Origin of the sequence: Bacillus cereus group sp. MS39, from assembly GCF_040448665.1 — a bacterium.
GTDB classification, from domain to species: domain Bacteria; phylum Bacillota; class Bacilli; order Bacillales; family Bacillaceae_G; genus Bacillus_A; species Bacillus_A wiedmannii.
Genome location: NZ_CP123058.1, coordinates 936444 through 959734 on the forward strand (window position 1 = coordinate 936444; position 23291 = coordinate 959734).

Genomic DNA, 23291 nt, shown 5'->3' on the forward strand with positions numbered 1-23291 from the left:
ATAATTGTCGAAACGACAATTATAATTGACAAATAACATGATGTTATTTACAATTTTAACTAAATAGAACAAATGATGGATTAAGGAGATGTTACATACTAAGAGGATGAAGTGTAGTGCTATATTTTATCCTGAATAAACATAGTCTTTGAAAGAGAATATGAATGATATTAAAGGGGAGGCTTTATACTTTGAGTTTACAAATTCAAAACTTAACGAAGCAATTTGGGGAATCAAAAGCAGTTAATGGCTTGCAAATTTCGTTACCAAAAGGTGAAGTGCTAGGATTACTTGGACGAAATGGTGCAGGGAAAACAACGACAATCAAAATGCTTCTCGGATTATTAACGCCTAATGAAGGCTCTATTACATGGGATGGAAAATCATTTGGGACTAGTGGGGTAACGATTGGGTATTTACCAGAAGAAAGAGGTTTATATACAAAAAGTAGAGTAATAGACCAGTTGCGATATTTTGGTAGATTAGAAGGAATGTCGAAAAAAGAAGTAGATCTGGCTATTGATCACTGGTTAGAGCGATTAGCGATACCGGAATATAAATTTAAAACGGCAGGAGAGCTTTCAAAAGGGAACCAGCAAAAAATCCAATTAATTGCTGCCCTTCTTCATAATCCTGAACTTCTCATTTTAGATGAACCATTTAGCGGACTAGATCCAGTTAATGCTGGGATGTTAGCTAGCATTATTGAAGAACAAGTACAGAGCGGAAAGACCATTATTTTATCTAGTCATCGTATGGAACAAGTAGAGGCTTTTTGCCAACATGTATGTATTTTGAAAAAAGGCGAAGCAGTCGTAAAAGGCCAGTTAAGTGATATTAAAAAAGAATACGGTTTCCGTAATTTAACGATTGAAGATACAGAAGAGAATGTGAAGGGATTAGAAGCTATACATGTATCGTATGAAAAACAACAAGGCCTTCTTTATATGCAAGTACAAGATGATGCAGAAGCTCTAAAGATTTTACAAAAATTGCAAGAACAAGGTGTTACCTTACGACAATTTAAAATGTTAGAGCCGACGTTAAACGAAATCTTTGTAGAGAGGGCGAAATAACGATGCGTAAATTTTCTCACGTATTTTCATTTTATTTCAGGGAAGCATTTTTATCTAAAAAATCATTAATCATGAGCGCGATTTTATTTTTAATTGTTTTTGGGATTTTTGCGTTCAATCATTTTACTTCAAGTAATGATAAAAATAAGGATAAAGATAAAATTGCAGTTGTGACAGAGAGTTCTACATATAAAATACAAAAAGAAGAGTTAACTAAGTTATTACCATCAGCTAAATTAACAATTGGTTCAAAAGAAGATTTCAATAAACTGCATAAACAAGTAGAAGAAGGCGAGTTAGACGGTTTGTTTCGTGTAACTGAAAAGAATGGAGTTCCAGAAGTCACGTATATGTTTAATGGGTTCGCTAGTGAAACAAATTCTACAATTATAGCTAGTTATTTAAAGGGAAAATATATGGCGGTAACAGTTGCTAAACATAATGTTTCACCAGAAATTGCACAACAATTGCAAACCGAAATTTCTGTGAAACAAGAAGCAATAAAAGATCGTTCTGCCTCTGCCGGAATTGCATATTTCTTCATATTCGCTTTATATATGTTTATTGTTGCGTTCGGAAGCACAATTGCGATGAATATTGCTTCTGAAAAAGCTTCTCGCGTTATGGAAGTTATGATTCCGAAAGTAAAACCTCTTACGATGATGTATGCAAAAATTTTAGCGGTTGTTTCAACGGCGTTATTACAACTTGTCATATTGGCATGTGGTTATTTAGTTCCTTATTTACTAGGGTGGGTAGATTTAGAAAATGGTTCCTTATTTGGCGTAATTGATGTTACAAAGTTAGATGCAAAAATAATCGGTATGTTCCTAATTTATTTTGTTACAGGATATTTCCTGTATGCGATGATGTATGCAGCTGCTGGTGCGGTTGTTTCTAAGACGGAGGATTTGCAAGGTGTAATGCTACCGATTTCAATTTTAATAATTGCAGCATTCTTTATAAGTCTTAAATCGTTAGGTGACCCAAATAGTACTATCGTTGTTATAAGCTCTTATGTTCCGTTCTTTACCCCGATGGTTACATTCTCACGCTTTGTAGCTGGTGAAACTGGTATGTTAGAAATTATGATAACATTGGCGGGGCTTTTAGCGACAATCGGTATTTTAAGTGCTGTTACAAGTCGCATTTACGTAAATGGCGTAATGAATTACTCAGACAAAGTGAAATTTAAAGATTTAGCGAAGTTTATAAAGCGTCAATAATGAGAGAAAAGTATGATTTCCTATTGGAATCATGCTTTTTCTTTATGTATAAATTAAAAATAGTATATAATAATAAGAGTCGTCTTTTAATAGAATGAATACAAAGGAGGGTGTGCAGATGGGGATTAGTAGTCGTTTTACAGTAGGTGTTCATATGTTAACGTTACTTGCGATAGATCGAAACTCTCGCTGTACCTCTGAATGGATTGCTGGTAGTGTGAATACAAATCCAGTTGTGATTCGTCGCATTACAGGAATGTTGAAGAGAGCAGGACTTGTTGATGTACAAGCTGGTAAAGGTGGTACGACACTTGCTCGTGATTTAGAAGAAATTACATTACTTGATGTATATAAAGCAGTGGAAGTTGTAGAAGAAGGACAACTATTTTCCTTCCATGAAAATCCCAACATTGAATGTCCAGTAGGAGCTAATATTCAATCAGTATTAGAAATTATTTTAATGCAAGCGCAAGAAGCGATGGAAAACGTACTTGCAAATGTAACGGTAGATCAATTAGTTACAAACTTAAAGTCTAAAATGAAAGAGTAAAAAAGCGAGCAACCTCATAATGAGGGCTCGCCTTTTTTTATTCAGAAATATTGAAAATTCTATTTTTCAGTATTTAAAATGAATTTACCAACAATAGCTGCTACGATACCACCAAGAATTGGTGCTACGATGAATACCCATAGTTGAGAAAGTGCTTCTCCGCCAGCGAATAGAGCTGGTGCGATACTACGAGCTGGGTTAACAGAAGTTCCAGTTAACGGAATTCCTAATAAGTGAACTAAAACTAATGTGAAACCAATTACTAATCCTGCTAGAGAAGAACTTCCTTTTTTACCTGTTACAGCAACGATAACTAAAATGAATACGAAAGTTAAAATAAATTCAACTAGAAATGCTCCAGATAAACCAAGAGTTCCAAAACCATTTTGACCTAAATTATCTAAAGGTGTTTTAGCAGAGCGTAAAATCGTTACTAACGTTGCAGTTCCTAATAAACCACCTAAAATTTGAGCTAATACATAATAACAAAGTTCCATAGCGTTCATTCTTTTGTTGATGAACATAGCTACTGATACTGCTGGGTTAATGTGACATCCAGAAATTGTTCCGATGCTATATGCCATAGCCACAATAGATAGACCGAAAGCCATAGCGATTCCTAATGTTCCAATTCCTTCAATTCCGCCGCCAATGACAGCTACTCCAGTTCCGAATAATACAAGTACAAATGTACCAATAAATTCAGCGATTGCTTTTTTTAACATAATTTACCTCCTAATATTGCGCATGAAACGTATTATAACATAGGTTTTAGTATAAACAGCTAATGAAATACTATTCTGATAAGGCGAAATAGGGGGACAATAAAAAAAGAGTATAGTTCTTTGTTAGAGAACTATACTCTTTTTTATGCAGTTTTTTTCTGCTTAATGACTGGGGCAGAACGGTTTAAAACGCTATTTGCAACCATTCCTAACATAATAATAATCATTCCAAGTAGGGAAAGACCACCAGGAAATGAACCATTCAAGAAAACAATTTCGCCAAGCACGGTAAAGACCATCGTTCCAGCTTGCGTTGCTTCAACAGCTCCAAGTAGAGAGAGGTTATCTTTGGCTAAGTCAGTAGCAAAGAAAAATGTCATCGTCGCAATCACGCCAGAACATAAGGCTAACAAAAATCCTTGCAACATTTGGCTGGATGTTGGAATACCGGTAGTAGAAAATCCATATATACCAAGTAAAATTGTTATAGGTAGACTTCCTATTGCCATTCCTAATACACGTTGGAACGTATCAAGACGTCCGCCAACAAGCTCCATCATTTTTCGGTTGCCGAATGGATATAAGAAGGCTGCTACTACGACAGGTAAAAAACCTGAAATGAACTGAGTCATTGTAATATGACCTGCTGCAGTCGCTTGCATACAAATTACACCAAGTAAAATAAATAATGCGACATATAAACTACGAAGTGGAATTTTTCCGCGTACAAGTTTTGTGCCTAATTTCGTTTCTATTTTAACGAAGAATAACGGTGATAAAAGTAGCCCTGCTAATATAGTAACTTGCCAAGTTCCAGCAACGAGCCAAGCTGGAGAAAAGACAGCTGCGAAACTTAATAAAGAATAGAAACCAATACCAGCAACGGACCCCCATCCGATCCACGCTAATGGATGTTTCTTTAATTCTTCCCATAAACCCTTTAAGTTTTTGCGAAATAAAACGATAAGGAATAAAATAGGGAGAGCAAATAAAAAACGGAAGGAAGCTGTCCAGGCCCAGCTCGTTCCAGATACATTCATCGCTCGATTAATAATAAAGGTTGCGGAAAAAAAGGCTGATGATAAAAGGCCTAATAAAATTGCGCGCATGAAGCATAGCACTCCTTTCGGAATTTGATGATTACGTATAGTATAATATACTTTAAAATAATAAAAGTAAACTATTTTATACTTTAAGGTGGTTTTATAGATGAAAGAACATGAAGATATGCAAACGAAAGAAGTCATTCAGCAAGTAGGTCAGCTGTTAAGACAAATTCGAAATGAACAAAAATTAAGTTTAGAAGAATTAGCCCAAAAAACTGGGGTTAGTAAATTAACATTAGGAAAGATTGAAAGAGGCGAAACGAATCCGACGTTAGCTGTCATTTGGAAAATAACGAAAGGGTTATCGATTCCTTTATCGCGATTGATGGTTGTTGGAGAACCTGTAGCTGTGGCGCGCTGCGGAGAAGGATTTGCAGTAGATGTAGGACAAGCATGGCATTTAGAAACGATGTTCCGCTATACGAAAGAAACGGGGATGGAAATGCATCGTGCTTGTTTAAGATCGAATAGTATATATGAACCAGAAGCTCATCATGAAGGTGCTATTGAGCTTGTAACAGTAATGAAAGGGAAAGTATCGATTCAAGTAGAAAGCGATGTATACGAATTAAATGAGTTTGACTCTATTCAATTTGAAGCGAATAAAAAACATAGTTATAGAAATGAAGAAGATGAAGTAGCAGTATTACATTTAACGATGAAATATTCTTCATGAAAAAATCCCCTATAGAAAAATCTATAGGGGATTTTTTATACGCTATGCTCAAATAGATGAAAGAATGTTATTAGTAAGAGCGTGGCATAAGTAATAAACAAATAAAATAAACTAAAAACCCCGTCCCAAAACATAAAATAGCAATGACCCAAAGTATGCGAATGAGAGTAGAGCTAATATCAAAATATTCCCCTAAACCACCGCATATACCAAATAGCATTTTATCAGTTTCGGATTTACATAATCTTTTTGACATCTTCCAATCCACTCCTTTTTATCCCGCTTTAACGGGCAGTAAGACCTCCACCTAAAAATTCAGCGAAAGCAAAGAAGTTAGGTGGGGATTAACTGCCCGTAAAAGCCCGATTGGTTTAACTAATGATCAGTGGGGGGATGAACAAACCCCCCACTGATCAAAGTTTCACTTTATACCAAGCTATATACTTCTATTCTATATGGAAATTTATGAGAAGACTATGAGGTTGTATGACATTTTTTTAGAGAACAGTCGTATTAATTGTCTTAATTTTCAGTTGATATTAAAATTATAGTAAGAGGTAACTTTTAATAAAGGGTGGGGGAAATAGAGATGACAGTATATTGGCTGACTAACGTAATGCTTGAATCAGGGTATACATATGAAGAGGGGAGAATTTCCCAAACAGAAACAGAGTTATGTAGTTTACTCATTGAAGATGGACGAATTAAAAAAATGATAGCAGGGGCTGTTCAAGAGGAAGGAGTATTAATTCTTGATGCTAAGCGTTTATTAATTTTGCCAGCTTTTGAAGAGATGCATATTCATATTGATAAGACGTATTATAGTGGTCCTTGGAAAGCTTGTATGCCAGCAGAGAATATTTTTACGCGTTTTCATGAAGAAGAAAAAATTCTGCCGAAGCAATTAGCAACTGCTCAAGATAGGGCGGAAAATATGTTAGCGTTATTGCTTCGAAATGGTGCAACGAATATTAGAACGCATTGTAATGTTGATCCGATTATTGGACTTGGTAATTTGGAGGCGACGTTAGCGGCGTTGGAAACATATAAAAATCAGGTTTCTGGTAGAATTGTTGCTTTTCCGCAACACGGATTATTGCGCAGCAATTCTGTGCAACTTGTGAAAGATGCGATGCGTATGGGTGCGCATCTAGTCGGTGGAGTGGATCCAGCTACAGTGGATAATGATATTGAAAAATCATTACATACCATTATGGATATCGCAGTAGAATTTAATGCAGATGTTGATATTCATCTGCATGATGCGAATAATCTTGGGACGTTTACGATGAAGCGATTGGCAAGTTTAACAGAAGAAGCGGGATGGCAAGGTCGCGTAACAATTAGTCATGCACTTGGACTTGGTGGTGTTACGGATAAAGAAGTTGAAGAAGTGGCGGAAAGACTAGCTGCTTTAAATATTGATATTACTTCAACGGTGCCAATTGGGAAACAAGTAATCCCAATTCCGTTATTAGATAAAAAAGGTGTGAAAGTTTCATTAGGAAATGATAGTATTACTGATCATTGGTCACCGTTTGGCACAGGTGATATGCTGCAAAAGGCAAATCGATTAGCGGAACGTTTTGGGTGGAGTGACGAAAGGTCTTTAGGAAAAGCCCTTCACTTTATTACGGGTGGAAAAGAAACGTTAAACAATGAAGGGAAGCGAGCATGGCCGAATGTAGGAGATGAAGCGAGTTTTGTTTTGACGAATGCAACATGTACTGCTGAAGCGGTAGCGCGTCAAACAGAGAAACGTTTAGTCGTGCATAAAGGGAATATTGTTGTTGGAAGTTTAAATGAGGTGGAATTAAATAATCTTGTGTAAAAGAATCGTGTGAATGTTTTGAGGAGGGTTCTAATTGTGAGTGTAGAACCCTTCTTTGTTATGCTTGCAATATATTTCTTATAGGGAAGCTAGAAAGGATGAAAAATTTGGACAATCAACATAACCAAAATCATATTATGGGAACTTTGCAATGGTTTATATTTTTATTAGCGAATTCAATTGCACTACCAATTGTCGTTGGCGGATTATTTCATCTTACGACGGAAGAAATATTTTATTTAATGCAGCGTACGTTTTTTGTAGTTGGTATATCTTCTTTTTTACAAGGGTGGCTTGGACATAGACTGCCAATTGCGGATGGACCAGCTGGATCGTGGGTTGGAGTATTTACCGTACTTGCTTATGCAACGGCCGGGCAAGATCAATTACATAGTACGTTGCAAATTTTAGAATTAGGAATGATAATTTCCGGTGTTATTTTAATAGGATTAGGAGTCACTGGTTTTATCGGACGTATTTTATTTTTATTCACGCCGCTTGTGACAGGGACGTTTTTACTTTTATTATGTTTACAATTAAGCGGTGTATTTCTAAAAGGAATGCTAGGAATTACTGCTACTGTTTCTCAAATCGATGGATTTACAGCGATAATTGCGTTTAGCATATTTCTTTTCGTTATTATACTATCTAACTTCGGAAAAGGTTTTGTCAAAAGTTATGCGGTTTTAATAGGATTAATTAGTGGGTGGATTCTTTTTCTCATTGCAGGAAAAATGACGATTCCATCTCAAGTAACTCATTTTGTGCAACTTCCACATGTATTTGCTTGGGGACTTCCAAAGTGGAATACAGGTATGGCTGTATCCAGTTTCGTTATGGTATGTATTTTAGTTTCAAATACAGTGGCAGCTATTATAGCAATTAATCAAGCTACCATTCAAAAGGGGACTATTGAACAAAAACAGTTGAAGGGTGGTACGTGGGTTGGAGGGATTTCGCATATCATTTCTTCTGTATTTTCAACTGTAGGTGTCGTGCCGTTACCAGCAACGGCAGGATTTATACGTTTAACGAAACAAAAATATATACGATCGTTCTTACTAGCATGTTTGTTACTAGTCGTAATGTCGTTGTTTCCAAATATTATTCGTTACTTAGCATCGTTACCACCCGCTGTCGCATCTGCGGTTTTAATGGCTTCGTTCGTACAGTTAATTGGAATTGGGTTTCATAATATAAAACAAGTGCCAATGAGCGAAAGGAATGTAACGGTTTTAGGAGTTTCTGTATTATTTGGAAGCGGTGTTATGTTTTTACCGTCTGGAGCACTCCAATCACTGCCGTCTGTTATGCAATATATATTCGGAAATGGTTTGTTCGTAGGTACAGTTGTCAGCATATTACTAGAACAAATATGGCGTAATGAAAAGTGAGTGGATACAAAGAGTGTCTGCACTGTATAAAAGTCTAAAATAACATGTGAAATAAAGCCTATTTTCATTCACCACCCGCACATTTCGTTCATACAATATCTTGACTAAATAAACACCCAACTTACACATACACGGCTCTGGCTTAAGCAAGGAGGTTTATACCAGTTGAAGGAAAAAGCGTATCAATCTAAACCGTTACTCACAAAGAGAGAGAGAGAAGTATTTGAATTACTGGTTCAAGATAAAACAACGAAGGAAATTGCAGGTGAACTTTTTATCAGTGAAAAAACAGTACGCAACCACATCTCAAACGCAATGCAAAAGCTAGGAGTTAAAGGACGTTCACAAGCAGTTGTTGAGCTTCTTCGCATGGGAGAGCTCGAACTATAAAAAGAAAGCCGACTTTTATATGAAGAGTCGGCTATTTTTCTGTTTATATTTTGAACTTAAAAAGGTATCTCAGACTTTGAGAAGGAAGATATGTTTAAGAAAGAAACGTTAAAAATAACTACTTTATAACATGATGAGGCATTCAGGGTAGGTATCTTTGTCATTTATGAATAAGAAGGTGCAAATATGAAGTTGTATTTTAAGGATATGGAGATAGGTGAAATTAAAGATGTTTTTGGAGACATGCCATGGATGTATGGAACAATTCGTCTATCTGAAAATAGTAAACCGTTCCAAAAATATTTTCGTGAGATGGTAGACGAAGATAGTGGATTTGATTTTGAAAGCATGGATCCTGAATTTTTATATGAAGGAAATTGGTCTGTTTTTGATGAGGATAATCAGCAGTATTTAGGGATTGATATACCTGCTATTCATATGGAGGATAAAACGATTGCGTGGCGTTGGAGATAAAAGTTATAAGGTTGTGAAAATCTTCGTACGAAAGAATTCAAACGATAACAACAAGTTGACTTTTATACAAAAGTTCAGCTTGTTGTTATCGTTTTTTCCGCTTGCTATATGAATGATAAGAACATTTTATACATAAATAGGTAGTAAGGAGGGGATATGTTGAAAAGGATATTGTTAGTTTCAACAAGCGCTCATAATATGAATGGACACCCGACTGGTTTGTGGTTGGAAGAGCTCGCAGCTCCTTATAATGTGTTTAAAAAGGCTAAGTTCGATGTTGATATTGTGTCGATAAAGGGCGGTAAAGTACCTATTGATAGAGTGTCTATTCCAAATGGCATACCTCGTGAATTTAAGTATGTCGCTTCTTTATTGCAAAATACGAAGCCAATCTCAAATGTTCGTTTTTCAGATTATGATGCAGTTTTATTTGGTGGTGGGCACGGAGCGATTGTAGATTTTCCAGGTAATCCATATGTTGCAAATTTGATTGAGAATATGTACAACAATAACAGAATTGTAGCGGCTGTTTGTCACGGAGTAAGTTCTTTAGTCGGTGTAAAAAATAAAGATGGCTCGTTTTTTGTTGCCGGTAAGCGTATAACAGGTTATACGAATGATGAGGAAAAAGCTGTGCTTTTAGAAAAACGAGTGCCGTTTTTATTAGAAAGTAAATTGAAAGAAGAAGGAGCTTTGTTTTATGTTGCTCCAAATTTCACGCCGCATGTCGTAGTAGATGGGCGTTTAATTACAGGGCAAAATCCGCAGTCTAGTATGGAAATAGGGAAAGCTATAAGAAGAGCTGTCAATAAATTATAGAAAAAGTGCTCGCTACTCATAAAGATAGCGGGCACTTTTTCTATAGTATAAATGCCCCCTTAAACTAAAAAGATGTATTGAGTATAGTGACTTCATTTATAATTAATCGTGAATTTGCTATACTATTTTGTATGGACAAAAGGGGAGGCTCTTTTAATGAGAAAAGTTGCGTGTGCAAATACTTATATTAATAAAATAAAGCCCATTATTAGAAAAACGAGTTTTAGCCAATTGAAAATAGATGAAATTGCGAAATATATGGATATTAGTAAAGCTACTTTATATAAACGTTTTTCTTCAAAAGATGAGATTATTGAAGCGGTGGTAGAAGATTTTATGAACTACCTTCTTGAAGGAGATGCGGATAATCAAGATGAAAGTATGTCTTTTGCAGAACGTTTCCAAAAGACGTTTATTCACTCTTTGAAATGTGTGACATATATTTCTGATGTCTTTTTACAAGATTTGAAAGAGGCATATCCGCACTTATCTGATCGGTTAGTTGCTGCACAACAAAATCGTAATCATAATTTGCAAATGTTTTTTGAAGCTGGTATGGAACAAGGCTACTTTAATAAAATGAACGCACAATTATTTATGGTGCAAGATGATGTGATGTTAAGACGTATTATAGATCATTCTTTTTGTATTCAGTACGATATTACGTTAAAGAAAGCGATACTTGATTTTTATCAACTAAAGAAGTACCAACTTTTTAAACCAGAGTATATAGAAGCAATTGATGATTCGGAAATTGAAAAAGAAGTTATTGCTATTTTGCAAATGATTTCGTAAAAAAGCAGGTTTTCCTATAGTAATGGAAAACCTGCTTTTTTTATTACATGTTATTTTTTATGTGTTGTAATACTAATTCAGCTACTGGACCACCTGAAGCTGGGTTTTGACCAGTTATAACACGATTATCTTCTACAGCGTAAGCTTCCCAAGGTTGCGCGGCTTTTTCGTAAAGCCCTCCATTTTTAATGAGTTCATCTTCTGTTAAAAATGGAACGAATTGATCCAATTCAACTAGTTTTTCTTCTTCATTTGAGAATCCTGTTACTTTTTTACCACTAATTAAGCGTTCCCCATTATTTAATGTGATATGAAATAAACCAGCAGCTCCGTGACAAACAGAGGAGACGATTCCGCCATTTTCATAAATGTTGCGGCTAATCATTTGAAGTTCTTTATTTTCTGGGAAGTCCCAAATTACACCGTGACCGCCTGCGTAATAAATCGCAGCGTAGTCTGCTGGATTCACTTCACTCGGTTTCATTGTAGAACCGAGACGATTCATAAATTTTTTCTTTTGATACCATTCCCAATCGACGCTCTCCGCCATTGCTAAACTATGAGGATCAATCGGTGTATAGCCACCTTGTGGGCTGACATAATCTACTGTGTAACCAGCTTCTTCAACTTTTTTAACGAAATGGACAGCTTCACCAAGCCAAAGCCCCGTCGCTCTATTTAAATTTGGATATTTTTCTACGCTCGTTAATACAACTAACATTTTTTTCTTCATCATAATCCTCCTATAATGTTTCTTCTATATAAAAGTTCTTTATTTACTTAATTTTATTAAGTTAGAAATTGCAAATTTGAATATCCATGTCAGTCCTCCTTATATCGGATTCGAAATTAGTGTATAACAATCTTTGAACAAAGTAAACCAAAAACACTTAATTAGTTTACTTTGTATACTTTTTGTTGACAAACTGTAATGCTGAAACTATGATAGTTCCATGAATATCGAACAATATACATGCTTCGTTTCGAATTCAGTTTGTCGCGCGATAAATTTATACATTTGATGAAGTTGTTTAGTTGTGATAGCGGAGCTAAACAACTTTACCCCGCTATTTGCCGGGCAGTAAGATCCCGATTGGTGAAGGCTAATAATCAGCGGTGGATGAAGCCCCTGTTAATTAAAGTTTCACTTTATTTTTCATTTACAGTTACTACAATCAGGAGAGGTGTTACACATGGGGAGAGATATAATTAACCATTCAAAATGGTTTGTTTTCACATTATGTTTTATCGTTTTATTAGGACCGATGAATGCGGTTTTATTTAATGTAGCGTTAGAGGATATGGCGAACGATTTATCCATTAGTCAATCGAAAGTAAGTTGGGTTGTAGTAGGGTATTCCTTAGTTGTCGGTATTGGTTCGATGATCTACGGGAAGTTGGCTGATCGTTATAGTGTAAAAAAACTATTAATTATTTCAATTATCATATTTGTAGCGGGTTCTATTATTGGATTTATGAATCAATCTTATGCGATTACCATTCTTGCAAGATTAGTGCAGGCGAGTGGGGGCGCGGCGTTTATTGCGCTTAGTATGATTGCAGTGGCAAAATTAGTTGTTCCTGATAAGAAGCCAGGTGCATTAGCGATGATTAGTTCTTCTATTGCATTAGCGATAGGTATTGGTCCTTTAGTTGGCGGGGCTATTACAAATACATTGGGGTGGCCATATTTATTTTTATTTATGGTTATTTCAGTAGTTGGGATTTTCTTGCTTATAAAATTTATGCCAGAAGAAGCGCAGCATACGGATGAAGCGTTTCATTTTGATTACATTGGAGCGGTGTTATTATTTGCGTTCATTACGACTGTTTTATTAGGTGTAAATATTAATAGTTGGCTATTTATGTTATCGGTAGCTTTCTTATTTTTATTCACGGTTCGTATGAAGAACGCGGAGCATCCATTTATTGATATTGAGTTGTTTACAAATAAACCATTTCTTCGTTTAATAGCGGTCGGATTTATAATGAATGTGGCGCTATGTGCTAGTTTATTATTATTACCATTGCTTTTAGGCAGAGAGCACGGATTGTCTCCATTTGTTATCGGAATTGTTTTGTTTGTTGCATCACTTTTTGGTATTGTATCTAGTTTTATTACTGGAAAGATTGTCCCTTCGTTTGGAAATGTGAATATGATTTATGTAGCGTCTGTCATTATGATCGTTGGCTTTTTAATTTTGGGGTTTATTCCGAATGGGAACATAGTCGTTATTGTAGTGGCGATTATTTTAACGTTTATGAGTTATTCAGCCATTCAAGTATCATTAAATACATTTATACCGAAAACATTACATCCGGCTAAAGTTGGAGTCGGTCTTGGTTTATATAATTTAATTAATTTTTTCGGTATGGCATTTGGACCAGCTGTAGCGAGCAAAATTATGGAATCTACAAATAGTTATCGTTTGAATTTTATTTTAATCGTCATTTTAATCTCTGCTCATTTCTTCTTATTAATAGGAATGTCGTCTTTCCAAAAAAAGATGGAGTAATAAAGTGAAACTTTAATTAGTGGGGGCATCCCCCACTAATTATTAGTTAAACCAATCGGGCTTTTACGGGCAGCCCGATCCCCACCTAACTTCTTTGCTTTCGCTGAATTTTGAGGTGGGGGTCTTACTACCCGGCAAATAACGTGGTAAATACGCATTTTATATAGAAGAAACCGACTTTCATATAGAAGGTCGGTTATTTTTCTGTCTTGCAAATTATGAAAAAAAGGAGCAAAATAAAAAAGGTCCTAGTCTATATAGGTACAAATGAAAATTTTCATACAGAAGCAGTTTAAGTTAGCGAACTTAAAGTGTGTAAAATATAATGATAAAAAAAGATGATGAATGAGAAAACGGGTGATGAAGTTGAATAGAGCAATCGGTGTTATCGATTCAGGAGTTGGCGGTTTAACAGTAGCGAAGGAATTAATTCGTCAGTTGCCGAAAGAGCGTATTATATATTTAGGGGATACGGCACGTTGCCCTTATGGTCCACGTTCTCGAGAAGAAGTGCGTCAATTTACGTGGGAAATGACGGAGCATTTACTAGATTTAAATATCAAAATGTTAGTTATTGCGTGTAATACAGCAACTGCGGTTGTATTAGAAGAGATGCAGAAACAATTACCAATTCCAGTGGTAGGGGTTATTCACCCAGGATCACGTACAGCTTTAAAAGTGACAAACACGTATCATGTTGGGATTATTGGAACGATTGGAACGGTGAAAAGTGGTGCATACGAAGAAGCGCTAAAGTCTATTAATAACCGTGTTATGGTAGAAAGTTTAGCGTGTCCGCCTTTCGTTGAGCTTGTAGAGAGTGGAAATTTCGAAAGTGAAATGGCGTATGAAGTTGTACGAGAAACGTTGCAACCGCTGAAAAATACTGATATTGATACACTTATTTTAGGTTGTACACATTATCCAATTTTAGGTCCTGTTATTAAAAAAGTAATGGGAGATAAAGTACAACTAATTAGTTCAGGTGATGAAACAGCGCGCGAAGTAAGTACAATTTTATACCATAGTAAAATGTTGAATGAGGGAGAGGAACAAAGTGATCATCTCTTCTTAACGACAGGAAAAATAGGCCTATTTAAAGAAATTGCATCAAAATGGTTCGGTCAACCGATTGAAAATGTGAAACATATTCATTTAGAAAAAGAATAATAGTAGAATCCATATAAGTGAGCTCCTGAGAAATCAGGAGTTTTTTTGTTTATAGGAAGCACAGCTTGTTCTAAAAAGTGAAACAGCTCGTATACATAATAGTACAAACTTAGATTTTAGGGGGGAATGGCATGCCTAAATCCACTTTTAAATGGGTTGTTGGTGCTACTGTGAGCGCTGTTTTACTAACAGGGTGTGGCTTTATAAATCAGGAGAAAGCAACGGAACAAATTGATCCGCCAAAACAAGTTACGTATACAGAGGGTGGAAAGAAAGAAGTAGCTAAGAAAGATAAGCAAGGACAAACGGTAAATAGAGAACTATACCTTGTTGATAAAAATGGCTATGTTGTACCGCAAACGTTAGCTATACCTACTCCGAAAGCAAATGAGGTCATTCAGCAAACGTTAGAGTACCTTGTGAAAGATGGACCGGTAACGAATCTATTACCGAATGGGTTCCGTGCAGTCATTCCAGCGAATACATCGATGACACTAGATTTGAAAAAAGATGGGACGGCAGTCATTGATTTCTCTAAAGAAATGAAAAACTATGCAAAAGAGGAAGAGCGTCAGATGGTTGAGTCAATAGCCTGGACGTTGACGCAATTTAAAGAAATAAAACAAGTGCAGTTCCAAATAAATGGTGAGAAATTGGCGAAGATGCCTGTTGGTGGTACACCACTTGGTGAAGGGGTGAGCCGTGCTAATGGTATCAACTTCGATGATGAACAAGTAGCGGATGTAACAAATACAAAACCTGTTACACTTTATTTTATGGCACAAAATAATAATAAGCAGCAATACTACGTACCAGTAACACGCCGCGTTGTAGAAGGAAAAGAAAATGATTATGCAGCAATTATAGATGAACTTGTAAAAGGACCGATTCATCAATCGCTTCTGAATGATTTTAATCCAGGAGTTAAGTTGATTACGAATCCGAAGTTACAAGATGGAAATCTTACATTAAACTTTAATGAAAATATATTTATAAACCCAGATAAAAATATGGTTTCAAATTACGTATTGAAGTCGTTAGTTTTATCTTTAACAGAAAAGAAAGGCGTGAAAAGTGTTTCTATTGAAGTAAATGGTAAAGCGAATCTTATAGATGAAAAGGGCGGAAAGTTAATAAAACCTGTCGATCGTCCAGAAAACGTGAATACAGGTAGTTTTTAATCTTCAATAATTTGATATACTTAAGTAAGAAAGGGGAATTGCTTTTTTGGTTCCCCTTCTTTTATTGTATACATATCATACATTTAAATTTGGCTATACTAACAAGTAGTTATGAGGAGGTTATTTTTATGCGAGTAGATGGTAGAGAGAAAACAGAATTACGCCATATACATATTCATACGAATTATTTAAAAAATCCAGAAGGGTCAGTATTAATTGAAGTTGGGGATACAAAGGTAATTTGCTCAGCGACAATTGAAGAGCGTGTCCCACCGTTTATGCGTGGAGAAGGAAAGGGCTGGGTAACAGCTGAATATGCGATGATTCCACGTGCAACAGAACAACGTACAATTAGGGAATCAAGTAAAGGGAAAGTAACAGGACGTACAATGGAAATCCAGCGCTTAATTGGACGAGCTTTACGTGCGGTAGTTGACCTAGAAGCACTTGGTGAAAGAACAGTTTGGATCGATTGTGATGTTATTCAAGCGGATGGTGGAACGAGAACTGCTTCTATTACAGGTGCATATGTAGCAATGGTATTAGCGTTCGAGAAGTTATTACAAGCAGAAAAAGTATCTAAAATTCCAGTAAAAGATTATTTAGCAGCAACGTCAGTAGGAATTGTTGAAGAGCAAGGTGTTGTTTTAGATTTAAACTATGTAGAAGATTCTAAAGCAGACGTTGATATGAACGTGATTATGACTGGAAAAGGCCAGTTTGTTGAAGTGCAAGGAACAGGAGAAGAAGCGACGTTTAGCAGAGCGCAGTTAAATGAATTACTTGATGCTGCGGAACAAGGTATCTTCCAACTAATCGACATGCAAAAAGAAGCGTTAGGTGACATCGTATCTCATATAGAGTAGAGGTGGAAAGTATGAAACAAGTTGTTGTAGCGACAAAAAATATGGGGAAAGTACGTGAATTTGCTGAGTTATTTGAGCGATTTGATTTAGAAGTAAAATCATTGCACGATTTTCCTCATATTGAAGAAGTCGAAGAAACTGGTGAAACATTTGAAGAAAATGCGATCTTAAAAGCGGATAGTCTGAGTAGACAGCTGAATGCGATCGTAATCGCGGATGATTCAGGTCTTATTGTAGATGCTTTAAATGGAAAACCAGGCGTGTATTCAGCTCGTTTTGCTGGAGAGCCGAAAGATGATCAAGCGAATATTGATAAAGTGTTACAAGAATTAAATGAAATAGCGTTTGAAAAGCGTAAAGCTCGTTTCTACTGTGCATTAGCAGTGGCTTTCCCTGAAGGGGATAAAAAGCCTGTCATTGTAAACGGGACGTGCGAAGGGTATATTTTAGAGCAGCGCCGCGGGGAAAACGGCTTTGGATATGATCCGATTTTTTATGTGGAAGAATATAAAAGAGCGATGGCGGAACTAAGTTCAGATGAGAAAAATGCCATTAGCCACCGTGGACGTGCTCTTCGTAAGCTAGAAGAAAAAATCCCTGAATGGTTTTTAGGAGAATAAGGGAGAGAGATTGATGAAAGCTTTAATCGTAAGCGATAGTCATAGCTCTGTGAAGGAATTACAGCAGTTGAAAGAGAAATATGAAGGAAAAGTAGATGTCATGATTCATTGCGGTGATTCAGAGCTAACGCCTGCTCATGAAGAGCTGCAAGGTTTCCATGTTGTAAAAGGGAACTGTGATTATGCTAACTTTCAAGACGAAATTGTAACTGATGTAGATGGCATTCGTTTCGTAGTTGTGCACGGACATCGTCATAACGTGAAAATGACATTACAAACATTAGCGTACCACGCAGAAGAGGTAGGGGCGCAAGTTGCATGCTTCGGACACTCTCACGTATTAGGTGCAGAATTAATCGACGGCGTTTTATTTATTAATCCAGGCAGCATTTTATTACCGCGTCAGCGTGTAGAAAAGACATTTGCTTTATTAGAAATGGATGAAAATCAAATGGAAGTTCGTTTTGAAACATTAGACGGACAACTAGTTGAACAAGCAGTTTTTAAAAGAGGATAAGAAAAATTATCCTCTTTTAAAAAAGGTGTTGACTTTATGTATGGTTATACATATAATAAATATTGTCGATAGGGCAACGGCGCTAACGAAGAAAAATAAAATAACATATGCGGGTGTAGTTTAGTGGTAAAACAAGAGCCTTCCAAGCTCTGGTCGAGAGTTCGATTCTCTTCACCCGCTCCATGTCCCAGTAGCTCAGCCGGATAGAGCATACGCCTTCTAAGCGTACGGTCGGGAGTTCGAATCTCTCCTGGGACGCTAAAAAAACCTTGTTATCTTTTGATAACAAGGTTTTTTATTTGTCTAAAAATTGATATATGTGCAAAAGGTGTAAAAAAATAACGTAATATATGGTAATTATTATGTGTAACGGATTAAAGTGCATTAAGAAAAGAGCGCCATTTATGCGCCCTATTTCTCTTGTTTAATTTAAAGAATCAATAGGCTTATGAAGGAACTTAAATCCATATCTGTATTAACCCAATCGTTCACTTAGAATGTTATAAAACTTTTTACCATTCTAGTAAGATTGAGCACCGTTATCGGAACTTATCCCCGACAGTGTGTTACAATTAATAGAAGCGGAAAACGAGAATCTCCAATTGACTGGACTTGTGATTGGTTGGACAGTTTAAGAAGGTTGTATAAAAAAGGGAGATGGCGCAAAGATGGCGAGATCAAATGAGAATGATTTAACGGAGAAATTGGCAGAAGGTCACCGGAAATATGGTGATGGCAACTTTACAGTACAGAACATCGGTGATGAAACTAACCCAGATTGGACTGTCATAAAAAATGTGAGGAAGGGATCGGCAGGCATTCGTGAAGGAGAAGATATATTAAGACTGCGATCAAAATATATAAAATAGTACGGAAATGAGCGGGCCGAGAGTTCGAACCTCTCCTGGGACGCTAAGAAAACCTTGTTATCTTTTGATAACAAGGTTTTTTGTTTGTTTTAAATTAATTATTAATAAACTTCTCAAAGACAAAACCATAATCTTTCACGTTATATTGTTTCTTCGTATCAACGAGCCAGTTAAAGGCGATCTCGTTCATTTCTTTAAATTGTTCTGCTAAATTTACTTGTGCGTTTGAAATACGGCTGAAAGCGTTAGATGCCATATCTAGACTTTTATGTGCATACTGCAATGTAATATCGTTGTCGTATGAAATTTCTTCTATTTTAAGTAAAGCCTTATATAAATCTTTTAATTCTTCAATATGTTTTTTATGAACATCAATTGAATAATGCTCATCTCCCATTTGAAACTTAATTTCTACATCTAAATCAATTGTTCCCGCAGTTTCAAGTGCTACATTTTTAATTTGATATTTACTATAGCTAAAGCGGCGTAGTGTACGTTTTTTACTTGTTGCACTTGTACCATCTAGGTGGATTAATCCTTTGTTTGTGAAACAATATTCATCTGATTTTGATTTAATTAGAAAATAAATTTTCTCCCCATCTTCATGCATCACGTAATCATCAGCATCAACTTTATCATAATCTTTCGGTGTGATGACAGAACCTACATCGCTTAGTCCTAATACATCTGCAGCCATTTTCTTAAACATATAGAATCCCCCTTGTAAATTAAATTCTTAATTGTATAAAAATATATTAACACGATTTCAATAAAGTGTTTTCATATAATTAAAAACATTTGAAGGTAAGTTAAGAAAAGTAACGAATAATTATTTCAAACCTAAGTTATTTAGTAAATCTATCAGTTTAAGAGTGGATTCTCCGAAAAATAATCAAGAGAAAAAAGTTAATTTTGCAAGTAATTATAGAGAAATTCCGTGAAAACCTCTCAAGTAATATGAGGTTTTTTTCTATCCATTTTGAAATCTTACAATTCTGTAAGGTAACTGTAAGGAAGTTCGATGGTAACAAATTGCTAATCCTCTATAATGAAGGTAACAACGATAAAACGAGGAGGAAGAAATGATGAAAGGATTAATCGTAACGGGTTTAACAGTTGCTTTTGGATTTGTAGCGTATGAGAAATTAACGTATGTAGTTGATGTTGTAAAACATTTAATTGCTTAGTAAAAAAACTGCCATGAGAGGGAAAGGGAATGAGTGAATGAATGGAATGGTTATTTGGAATTATAGGTACTTGTAGTGTAGTGTTATTGTTCTTTGTCCCGAGTGGTATACTTAGTTCGACAACGAGTTTGTTCTTCTTAAGTTTGTTTGCTTGTACGATGCTTATTATTATGTTTTTAATGAAGCGAAGTAAACCAATCTTCTATTTTAGCATGATTGTTATGGCAATTATTGTTCTCCAAATTATTACCCTTGTTATATACCCCACTATTATAAAAGCTTTCCATTAATGATGAATCCTCTGCTTTAATTGCTGAGGATTTTTATTTGTACATTTTTAATTTTTAGTAAGGATTTGTTTATATTGAAATATAAAAATTAAATATTTCCATATTTCAAACAAAGGGTTTTGGGATGTTGTGTTCTTATTACTCATTTGATATATTTACTTTAAAGATAATTAAAATCTAGAAAAAGAGGCGGACGTATGGATAAAAAAGAAAATACGGTCGTATTGTTTCCACAACTATCAGAGCGATATATTGATGAAGGTTTTTTAGCACTGAAAGAGCGGAAATTCGAAGATGCATTGCGCTGCTTTGAAATATTACGTCAGTATAATGCAGAAACGGAACAAACGGAACTCGCTTCTGTTATTTGTTTGTTAGAATTAAAACATATGGAAGAAGCGAAAGACAAATGTGAACAGTTACTTGAAACAGGAGCTGTATTATTTGGTGATATTCTTGAAACATATGTGACGATTTTAGTTCAAACAAATGATTATGAAGGTGTCATTGAAATCGTTGAAAAGGTTTTGCAAACGAAAGATGTAATGCCTGAGCAAAAGGAAAAATTAGCACAGCTCGCTTTATTTGCAGAAGGTATGTTAAGTGAAGTAGATACGTCACTAGTCGATTCGAATTTTGAATTGGATGAGTTTACTAATGAAATGTTTGGAGAAAACTTTGGACAAAAGCTAAGAGCGATTCAGCAACTTTCGTTAAAAGACTTGGATCTTGCATTACCTATTTTAAAGAAATTTTTAATAGACGAAAAACAGCACCCTTATTTGAAAACTTCTATTTTATATAAAATGATAGAAAATCAAATAGAAGAAGAGATAGAGGTAGAAAAGTTTGGGAATACAATCAAGGTGATTCCAGCATTTACAGGTCATAATGAGGAGCAATCCGATAACATTATACATACATTATCAAGCCGATTAGAGCAAAATTATCCCGATATATTTGATGCTATGGTTACATATTGGAAAGAATTGCGAATTAGCGTTTTCCCATTCGCTCTATTAATGGATAAAGTGGAGATTTGGGCTGCTGTTTTAGAGAGAATTGGAAGAAAGCGTTTCGGATTGACTATTGATGAAGAAGAGCTTATGACAGCGTATAATATTGAATTAGAAGAGTTTCATATTGCCTATCAATGGTTATTACGTGTTGAAAGAGAAGGATATTTGCCCGTATAATTATGAAAAAGAATCGTTCGGTTCTTGAAACGAGCATATTCTATGTTATAATGTAAGGGTTGCAAAAGGCAGAAATCTGCCTGTTTGTAAGAGAAGAGAAGTGTAATTCTCTTACTTAATATGTTTCATATTATTCTCGAACAAAATATACCGTAGTTGTCTTTTAGACAATTAGTAGATTGGAACAGTATATCTGAAAGCTTTTGCTAGAGGATTATTTGTACTTTTGTTATTTCAAAAAAGAGATAATGAAGATTTTAATCTATAGAGGTATGTGCATACATTATTATAGTTGGAGGGAAAGAATAAATGGCTGCAAAATGGGAAAAATTAGAAGGTAACGTAGGCGTTTTAACAATCGAAGTTGATGCTAAAGAAGTAAACAACTCTATCGACGCTGCGTTCAAAAAAGTAGTACAAACAATCAACGTACCAGGTTTCCGTAAAGGGAAAATGCCTCGTCCGTTATTCGAACAACGCTTTGGTATCGAATCTTTATACCAAGATGCTTTAGATATCATCTTACCAAAAGCATACGGTGAAGCGATCGATGAAGCTGGTATCTTCCCAGTTGATCATCCTGAAATCAACATCGAGAAGTTCGAAAAAAATGCTAACCTTATCTTCACTGCAAAAGTTACAGTGAAACCTGAAGTTAAATTAGGTGAGTACAAAGGTTTAGCAGTAGAAAAAGTTGAAACAACTGTAACTGACGAAGATGTAGAGAACGAATTAAAATCTTTACAAGAGCGTCAAGCTGAACTAGTTGTTAAAGAAGAAGGAACTGTTGAAAACGGTGATACAGCTGTAATCGACTTCGAAGGTTTCGTTGATGGCGAAGCATTTGAAGGCGGAAAAGGCGAAAACTATTCTCTTGCAATCGGTTCTGGTACTTTCATCCCTGGTTTCGAAGAGCAAGTAATTGGTCTTAAATCTGGTGATTCTAAAGAAGTTGAAGTATCATTCCCAGAAGAGTACCACGCTGCTGAATTAGCTGGTAAACCAGCTACATTCAAAGTAACAATTCACGAAATCAAAACAAAAGAACTTCCTGAGTTAAACGACGAGTTCGCTAAAGAAGCTGACGAAGAAGTTGCAACTCTTGACGAATTAAAAACAAAACTTCGTACAAACTTAGAAGAAGGCAAAAAGCACGAAGCTGAGCACAAAGTGCGTGACGAAGTAGTAGAATTAGCTGCTGCTAACGCTGAAATCGAGATTCCAGAAGCTATGATCGACACTGAGTTAGATCGTATGGTTCGTGAATTCGAGCAACGTTTAAGCCAACAAGGTATGAACCTTGAGCTTTACTACCAATTCACAGGTACTGACGCTGACAAGTTAAAAGAGCAAATGAAAGAAGACGCTCAAAAACGCGTAAGAATCAATCTTGTTCTTGAAGCTATCATTGAAGCTGAAAACATCGAAGTTACTGAAGAAGAAGTAACTGCAGAAGTTGAAAAAATGGCTGAAATGTACGGTATGCCAGTAGACGCTATCAAGCAAGCTCTTGGAAGCGTAGACGCTTTATCTGAAGACCTTAAAGTGCGTAAAGCTGTAGACTTCTTAGTAGACAACGCTGCATAATAAAATAACAAGGCGCGATTTTAATCGTGCCTTGTTTTATAAATATAGAAATATATTTATAAAACTTTTCGATGAAGAAGGAAAACTTCCTTTACAAGTCGAATATACATATTTCAAAAGTTTTAAAATTTTTTTATTTGTACATAACTAGTCATATTATTTGTATTTCTCGCCACGTAGTGACATAATATGTATTTACATACGATACATTTATCGTGTACATACGAAGG

The 23291-nt window shown here is 35.7% G+C and carries 25 protein-coding genes and 2 tRNA genes; 22 read left to right on the forward strand and 5 right to left on the reverse strand.

Going from position 1 to position 23291, the window contains the following annotated elements; translation table 11 throughout:
- Nucleotides 1–191: 191 nt before the first annotated feature.
- The 3 genes from QEP67_RS04890 (at nucleotide 192) to QEP67_RS04900 (ending at nucleotide 2852) form a co-directional block, all read left to right on the forward strand.
- Nucleotides 192–1076, forward strand: a complete 885-nt coding sequence (locus QEP67_RS04890; protein WP_048565755.1) for an ATP-binding cassette domain-containing protein — start codon at nucleotides 192–194, stop codon at nucleotides 1074–1076.
- A gap of 2 nt (nucleotides 1077–1078) precedes the next feature.
- Nucleotides 1079–2302, forward strand: a complete 1224-nt coding sequence (locus QEP67_RS04895) for an ABC transporter permease (protein ID WP_001224961.1) — start codon at nucleotides 1079–1081, stop codon at nucleotides 2300–2302.
- A gap of 118 nt (nucleotides 2303–2420) precedes the next feature.
- Nucleotides 2421–2852, forward strand: a complete 432-nt coding sequence (locus QEP67_RS04900) for an Rrf2 family transcriptional regulator (RefSeq protein ID WP_000512998.1) — start codon at nucleotides 2421–2423, stop codon at nucleotides 2850–2852.
- Between the two features lie 59 nt (nucleotides 2853–2911).
- Here QEP67_RS04900 and QEP67_RS04905 read toward each other — a convergent pair whose 3' ends face one another.
- Both QEP67_RS04905 and QEP67_RS04910 read right to left on the reverse strand, forming a co-directional pair.
- Nucleotides 2912–3577 (reverse strand): aquaporin, encoded by a 666-nt coding sequence (locus QEP67_RS04905; RefSeq protein ID WP_000913204.1) that lies wholly within the window; start codon nucleotides 3575–3577, stop codon nucleotides 2912–2914.
- Nucleotides 3578–3720: 143 nt separating this feature from the next.
- Nucleotides 3721–4686 carry a multidrug resistance efflux transporter family protein gene (locus tag QEP67_RS04910; protein WP_001201646.1) on the reverse strand — a complete coding sequence of 322 codons (966 nt, stop codon included), beginning with the start codon at nucleotides 4684–4686 and terminating at the stop codon, nucleotides 3721–3723.
- A gap of 100 nt (nucleotides 4687–4786) precedes the next feature.
- Between QEP67_RS04910 and QEP67_RS04915 the strand changes: the two genes are divergently transcribed.
- Nucleotides 4787–5359 (forward strand): XRE family transcriptional regulator, encoded by a 573-nt coding sequence (locus QEP67_RS04915; protein ID WP_000658052.1) that lies wholly within the window; start codon nucleotides 4787–4789, stop codon nucleotides 5357–5359.
- Between the two features lie 70 nt (nucleotides 5360–5429).
- On the opposite strand, the gene QEP67_RS04920 is transcribed toward QEP67_RS04915, so the two are convergent.
- On the reverse strand, nucleotides 5430–5615 hold the full coding sequence (locus QEP67_RS04920; protein ID WP_000044335.1) for a PspC domain-containing protein: 186 nt from the start codon (nucleotides 5613–5615) through the stop codon (nucleotides 5430–5432).
- A gap of 333 nt (nucleotides 5616–5948) precedes the next feature.
- On the opposite strand from QEP67_RS04920, the gene QEP67_RS04925 reads away from it, so the two are divergent.
- The 6 genes from QEP67_RS04925 (at nucleotide 5949) to QEP67_RS04950 (ending at nucleotide 11062) form a co-directional block, all read left to right on the forward strand.
- On the forward strand, nucleotides 5949–7190 hold the full coding sequence (locus tag QEP67_RS04925) for an amidohydrolase family protein (RefSeq protein ID WP_000219571.1): 1242 nt from the start codon (nucleotides 5949–5951) through the stop codon (nucleotides 7188–7190).
- Nucleotides 7191–7288: 98 nt separating this feature from the next.
- Complete coding sequence (locus QEP67_RS04930) at nucleotides 7289–8584, forward strand: purine/pyrimidine permease (protein WP_000792694.1); 1296 nt, start codon at nucleotides 7289–7291, stop codon at nucleotides 8582–8584.
- Between the two features lie 165 nt (nucleotides 8585–8749).
- Entirely contained in the window at nucleotides 8750–8974 is a 225-nt protein-coding gene (gene gerE / locus QEP67_RS04935) for a spore germination transcription factor GerE (RefSeq protein WP_000659484.1), read from the forward strand.
- Between the two features lie 186 nt (nucleotides 8975–9160).
- Entirely contained in the window at nucleotides 9161–9448 is a 288-nt protein-coding gene (locus tag QEP67_RS04940; protein ID WP_000780757.1) for a hypothetical protein, read from the forward strand.
- A 156-nt stretch (nucleotides 9449–9604) separates the two neighbouring features.
- Nucleotides 9605–10267 carry a type 1 glutamine amidotransferase domain-containing protein gene (locus QEP67_RS04945; protein WP_002107622.1) on the forward strand — a complete coding sequence of 221 codons (663 nt, stop codon included), beginning with the start codon at nucleotides 9605–9607 and terminating at the stop codon, nucleotides 10265–10267.
- A gap of 156 nt (nucleotides 10268–10423) precedes the next feature.
- Nucleotides 10424–11062, forward strand: a complete 639-nt coding sequence (locus QEP67_RS04950) for a TetR/AcrR family transcriptional regulator (RefSeq protein WP_001233004.1) — start codon at nucleotides 10424–10426, stop codon at nucleotides 11060–11062.
- 43 nt (nucleotides 11063–11105) lie between these two features.
- Here QEP67_RS04950 and QEP67_RS04955 read toward each other — a convergent pair whose 3' ends face one another.
- Nucleotides 11106–11795, reverse strand: a complete 690-nt coding sequence (locus QEP67_RS04955) for a type 1 glutamine amidotransferase domain-containing protein (RefSeq protein WP_000728525.1) — start codon at nucleotides 11793–11795, stop codon at nucleotides 11106–11108.
- Between the two features lie 460 nt (nucleotides 11796–12255).
- On the opposite strand from QEP67_RS04955, the gene QEP67_RS04960 reads away from it, so the two are divergent.
- From QEP67_RS04960 to QEP67_RS05000, 9 genes are all read left to right on the forward strand, one after another.
- Nucleotides 12256–13578: an MFS transporter gene (locus QEP67_RS04960; protein WP_064459815.1), complete on the forward strand. Its 1323-nt coding sequence runs from the start codon at nucleotides 12256–12258 to the stop codon at nucleotides 13576–13578.
- 360 nt (nucleotides 13579–13938) lie between these two features.
- Complete coding sequence (racE, locus tag QEP67_RS04965) at nucleotides 13939–14748, forward strand: glutamate racemase (protein ID WP_000774000.1); 810 nt, start codon at nucleotides 13939–13941, stop codon at nucleotides 14746–14748.
- Nucleotides 14749–14879: 131 nt separating this feature from the next.
- Nucleotides 14880–15929: a spore germination protein GerM gene (gene gerM, locus QEP67_RS04970; RefSeq protein WP_001126754.1), complete on the forward strand. Its 1050-nt coding sequence runs from the start codon at nucleotides 14880–14882 to the stop codon at nucleotides 15927–15929.
- 128 nt (nucleotides 15930–16057) lie between these two features.
- A complete protein-coding gene (gene rph / locus QEP67_RS04975; protein WP_001261774.1) occupies nucleotides 16058–16795 on the forward strand; it encodes a ribonuclease PH in 738 nt (245 codons plus the stop codon).
- Between the two features lie 11 nt (nucleotides 16796–16806).
- A complete protein-coding gene (locus QEP67_RS04980) occupies nucleotides 16807–17415 on the forward strand; it encodes an XTP/dITP diphosphatase (RefSeq protein WP_000815937.1) in 609 nt (202 codons plus the stop codon).
- Nucleotides 17416–17428: 13 nt separating this feature from the next.
- Nucleotides 17429–17932 (forward strand): metallophosphoesterase, encoded by a 504-nt coding sequence (locus tag QEP67_RS04985; protein WP_000645515.1) that lies wholly within the window; start codon nucleotides 17429–17431, stop codon nucleotides 17930–17932.
- A 109-nt stretch (nucleotides 17933–18041) separates the two neighbouring features.
- A tRNA-Gly gene (locus QEP67_RS04990) sits at nucleotides 18042–18115 on the forward strand.
- 1 nt (nucleotide 18116) lies between these two features.
- Nucleotides 18117–18190 (forward strand) — tRNA-Arg (locus QEP67_RS04995).
- 410 nt (nucleotides 18191–18600) lie between these two features.
- A complete protein-coding gene (locus QEP67_RS05000; RefSeq protein ID WP_000124457.1) occupies nucleotides 18601–18801 on the forward strand; it encodes a hypothetical protein in 201 nt (66 codons plus the stop codon).
- A 94-nt stretch (nucleotides 18802–18895) separates the two neighbouring features.
- Here QEP67_RS05000 and QEP67_RS05005 read toward each other — a convergent pair whose 3' ends face one another.
- Nucleotides 18896–19510, reverse strand: coding sequence for a PH domain-containing protein (locus QEP67_RS05005; RefSeq protein WP_000473869.1), 615 nt, complete (start codon nucleotides 19508–19510; stop codon nucleotides 18896–18898).
- Nucleotides 19511–20029: 519 nt separating this feature from the next.
- Between QEP67_RS05005 and QEP67_RS05010 the strand changes: the two genes are divergently transcribed.
- The 3 genes from QEP67_RS05010 to tig all read left to right on the forward strand — a co-directional run bounded on the left by QEP67_RS05010 (nucleotide 20030) and on the right by tig (nucleotide 23061).
- Complete coding sequence (locus QEP67_RS05010; RefSeq protein ID WP_001983650.1) at nucleotides 20030–20278, forward strand: hypothetical protein; 249 nt, start codon at nucleotides 20030–20032, stop codon at nucleotides 20276–20278.
- 197 nt (nucleotides 20279–20475) lie between these two features.
- The gene (locus QEP67_RS05015; protein WP_000358261.1) at nucleotides 20476–21474 is read left to right on the forward strand and encodes a hypothetical protein; all 999 of its coding nucleotides are present in this window, start codon (nucleotides 20476–20478) and stop codon (nucleotides 21472–21474) included.
- A gap of 309 nt (nucleotides 21475–21783) precedes the next feature.
- Nucleotides 21784–23061 carry a trigger factor gene (gene tig / locus QEP67_RS05020; protein ID WP_000729261.1) on the forward strand — a complete coding sequence of 426 codons (1278 nt, stop codon included), beginning with the start codon at nucleotides 21784–21786 and terminating at the stop codon, nucleotides 23059–23061.
- The last annotated feature ends 230 nt before the right edge of the window (nucleotides 23062–23291 follow it).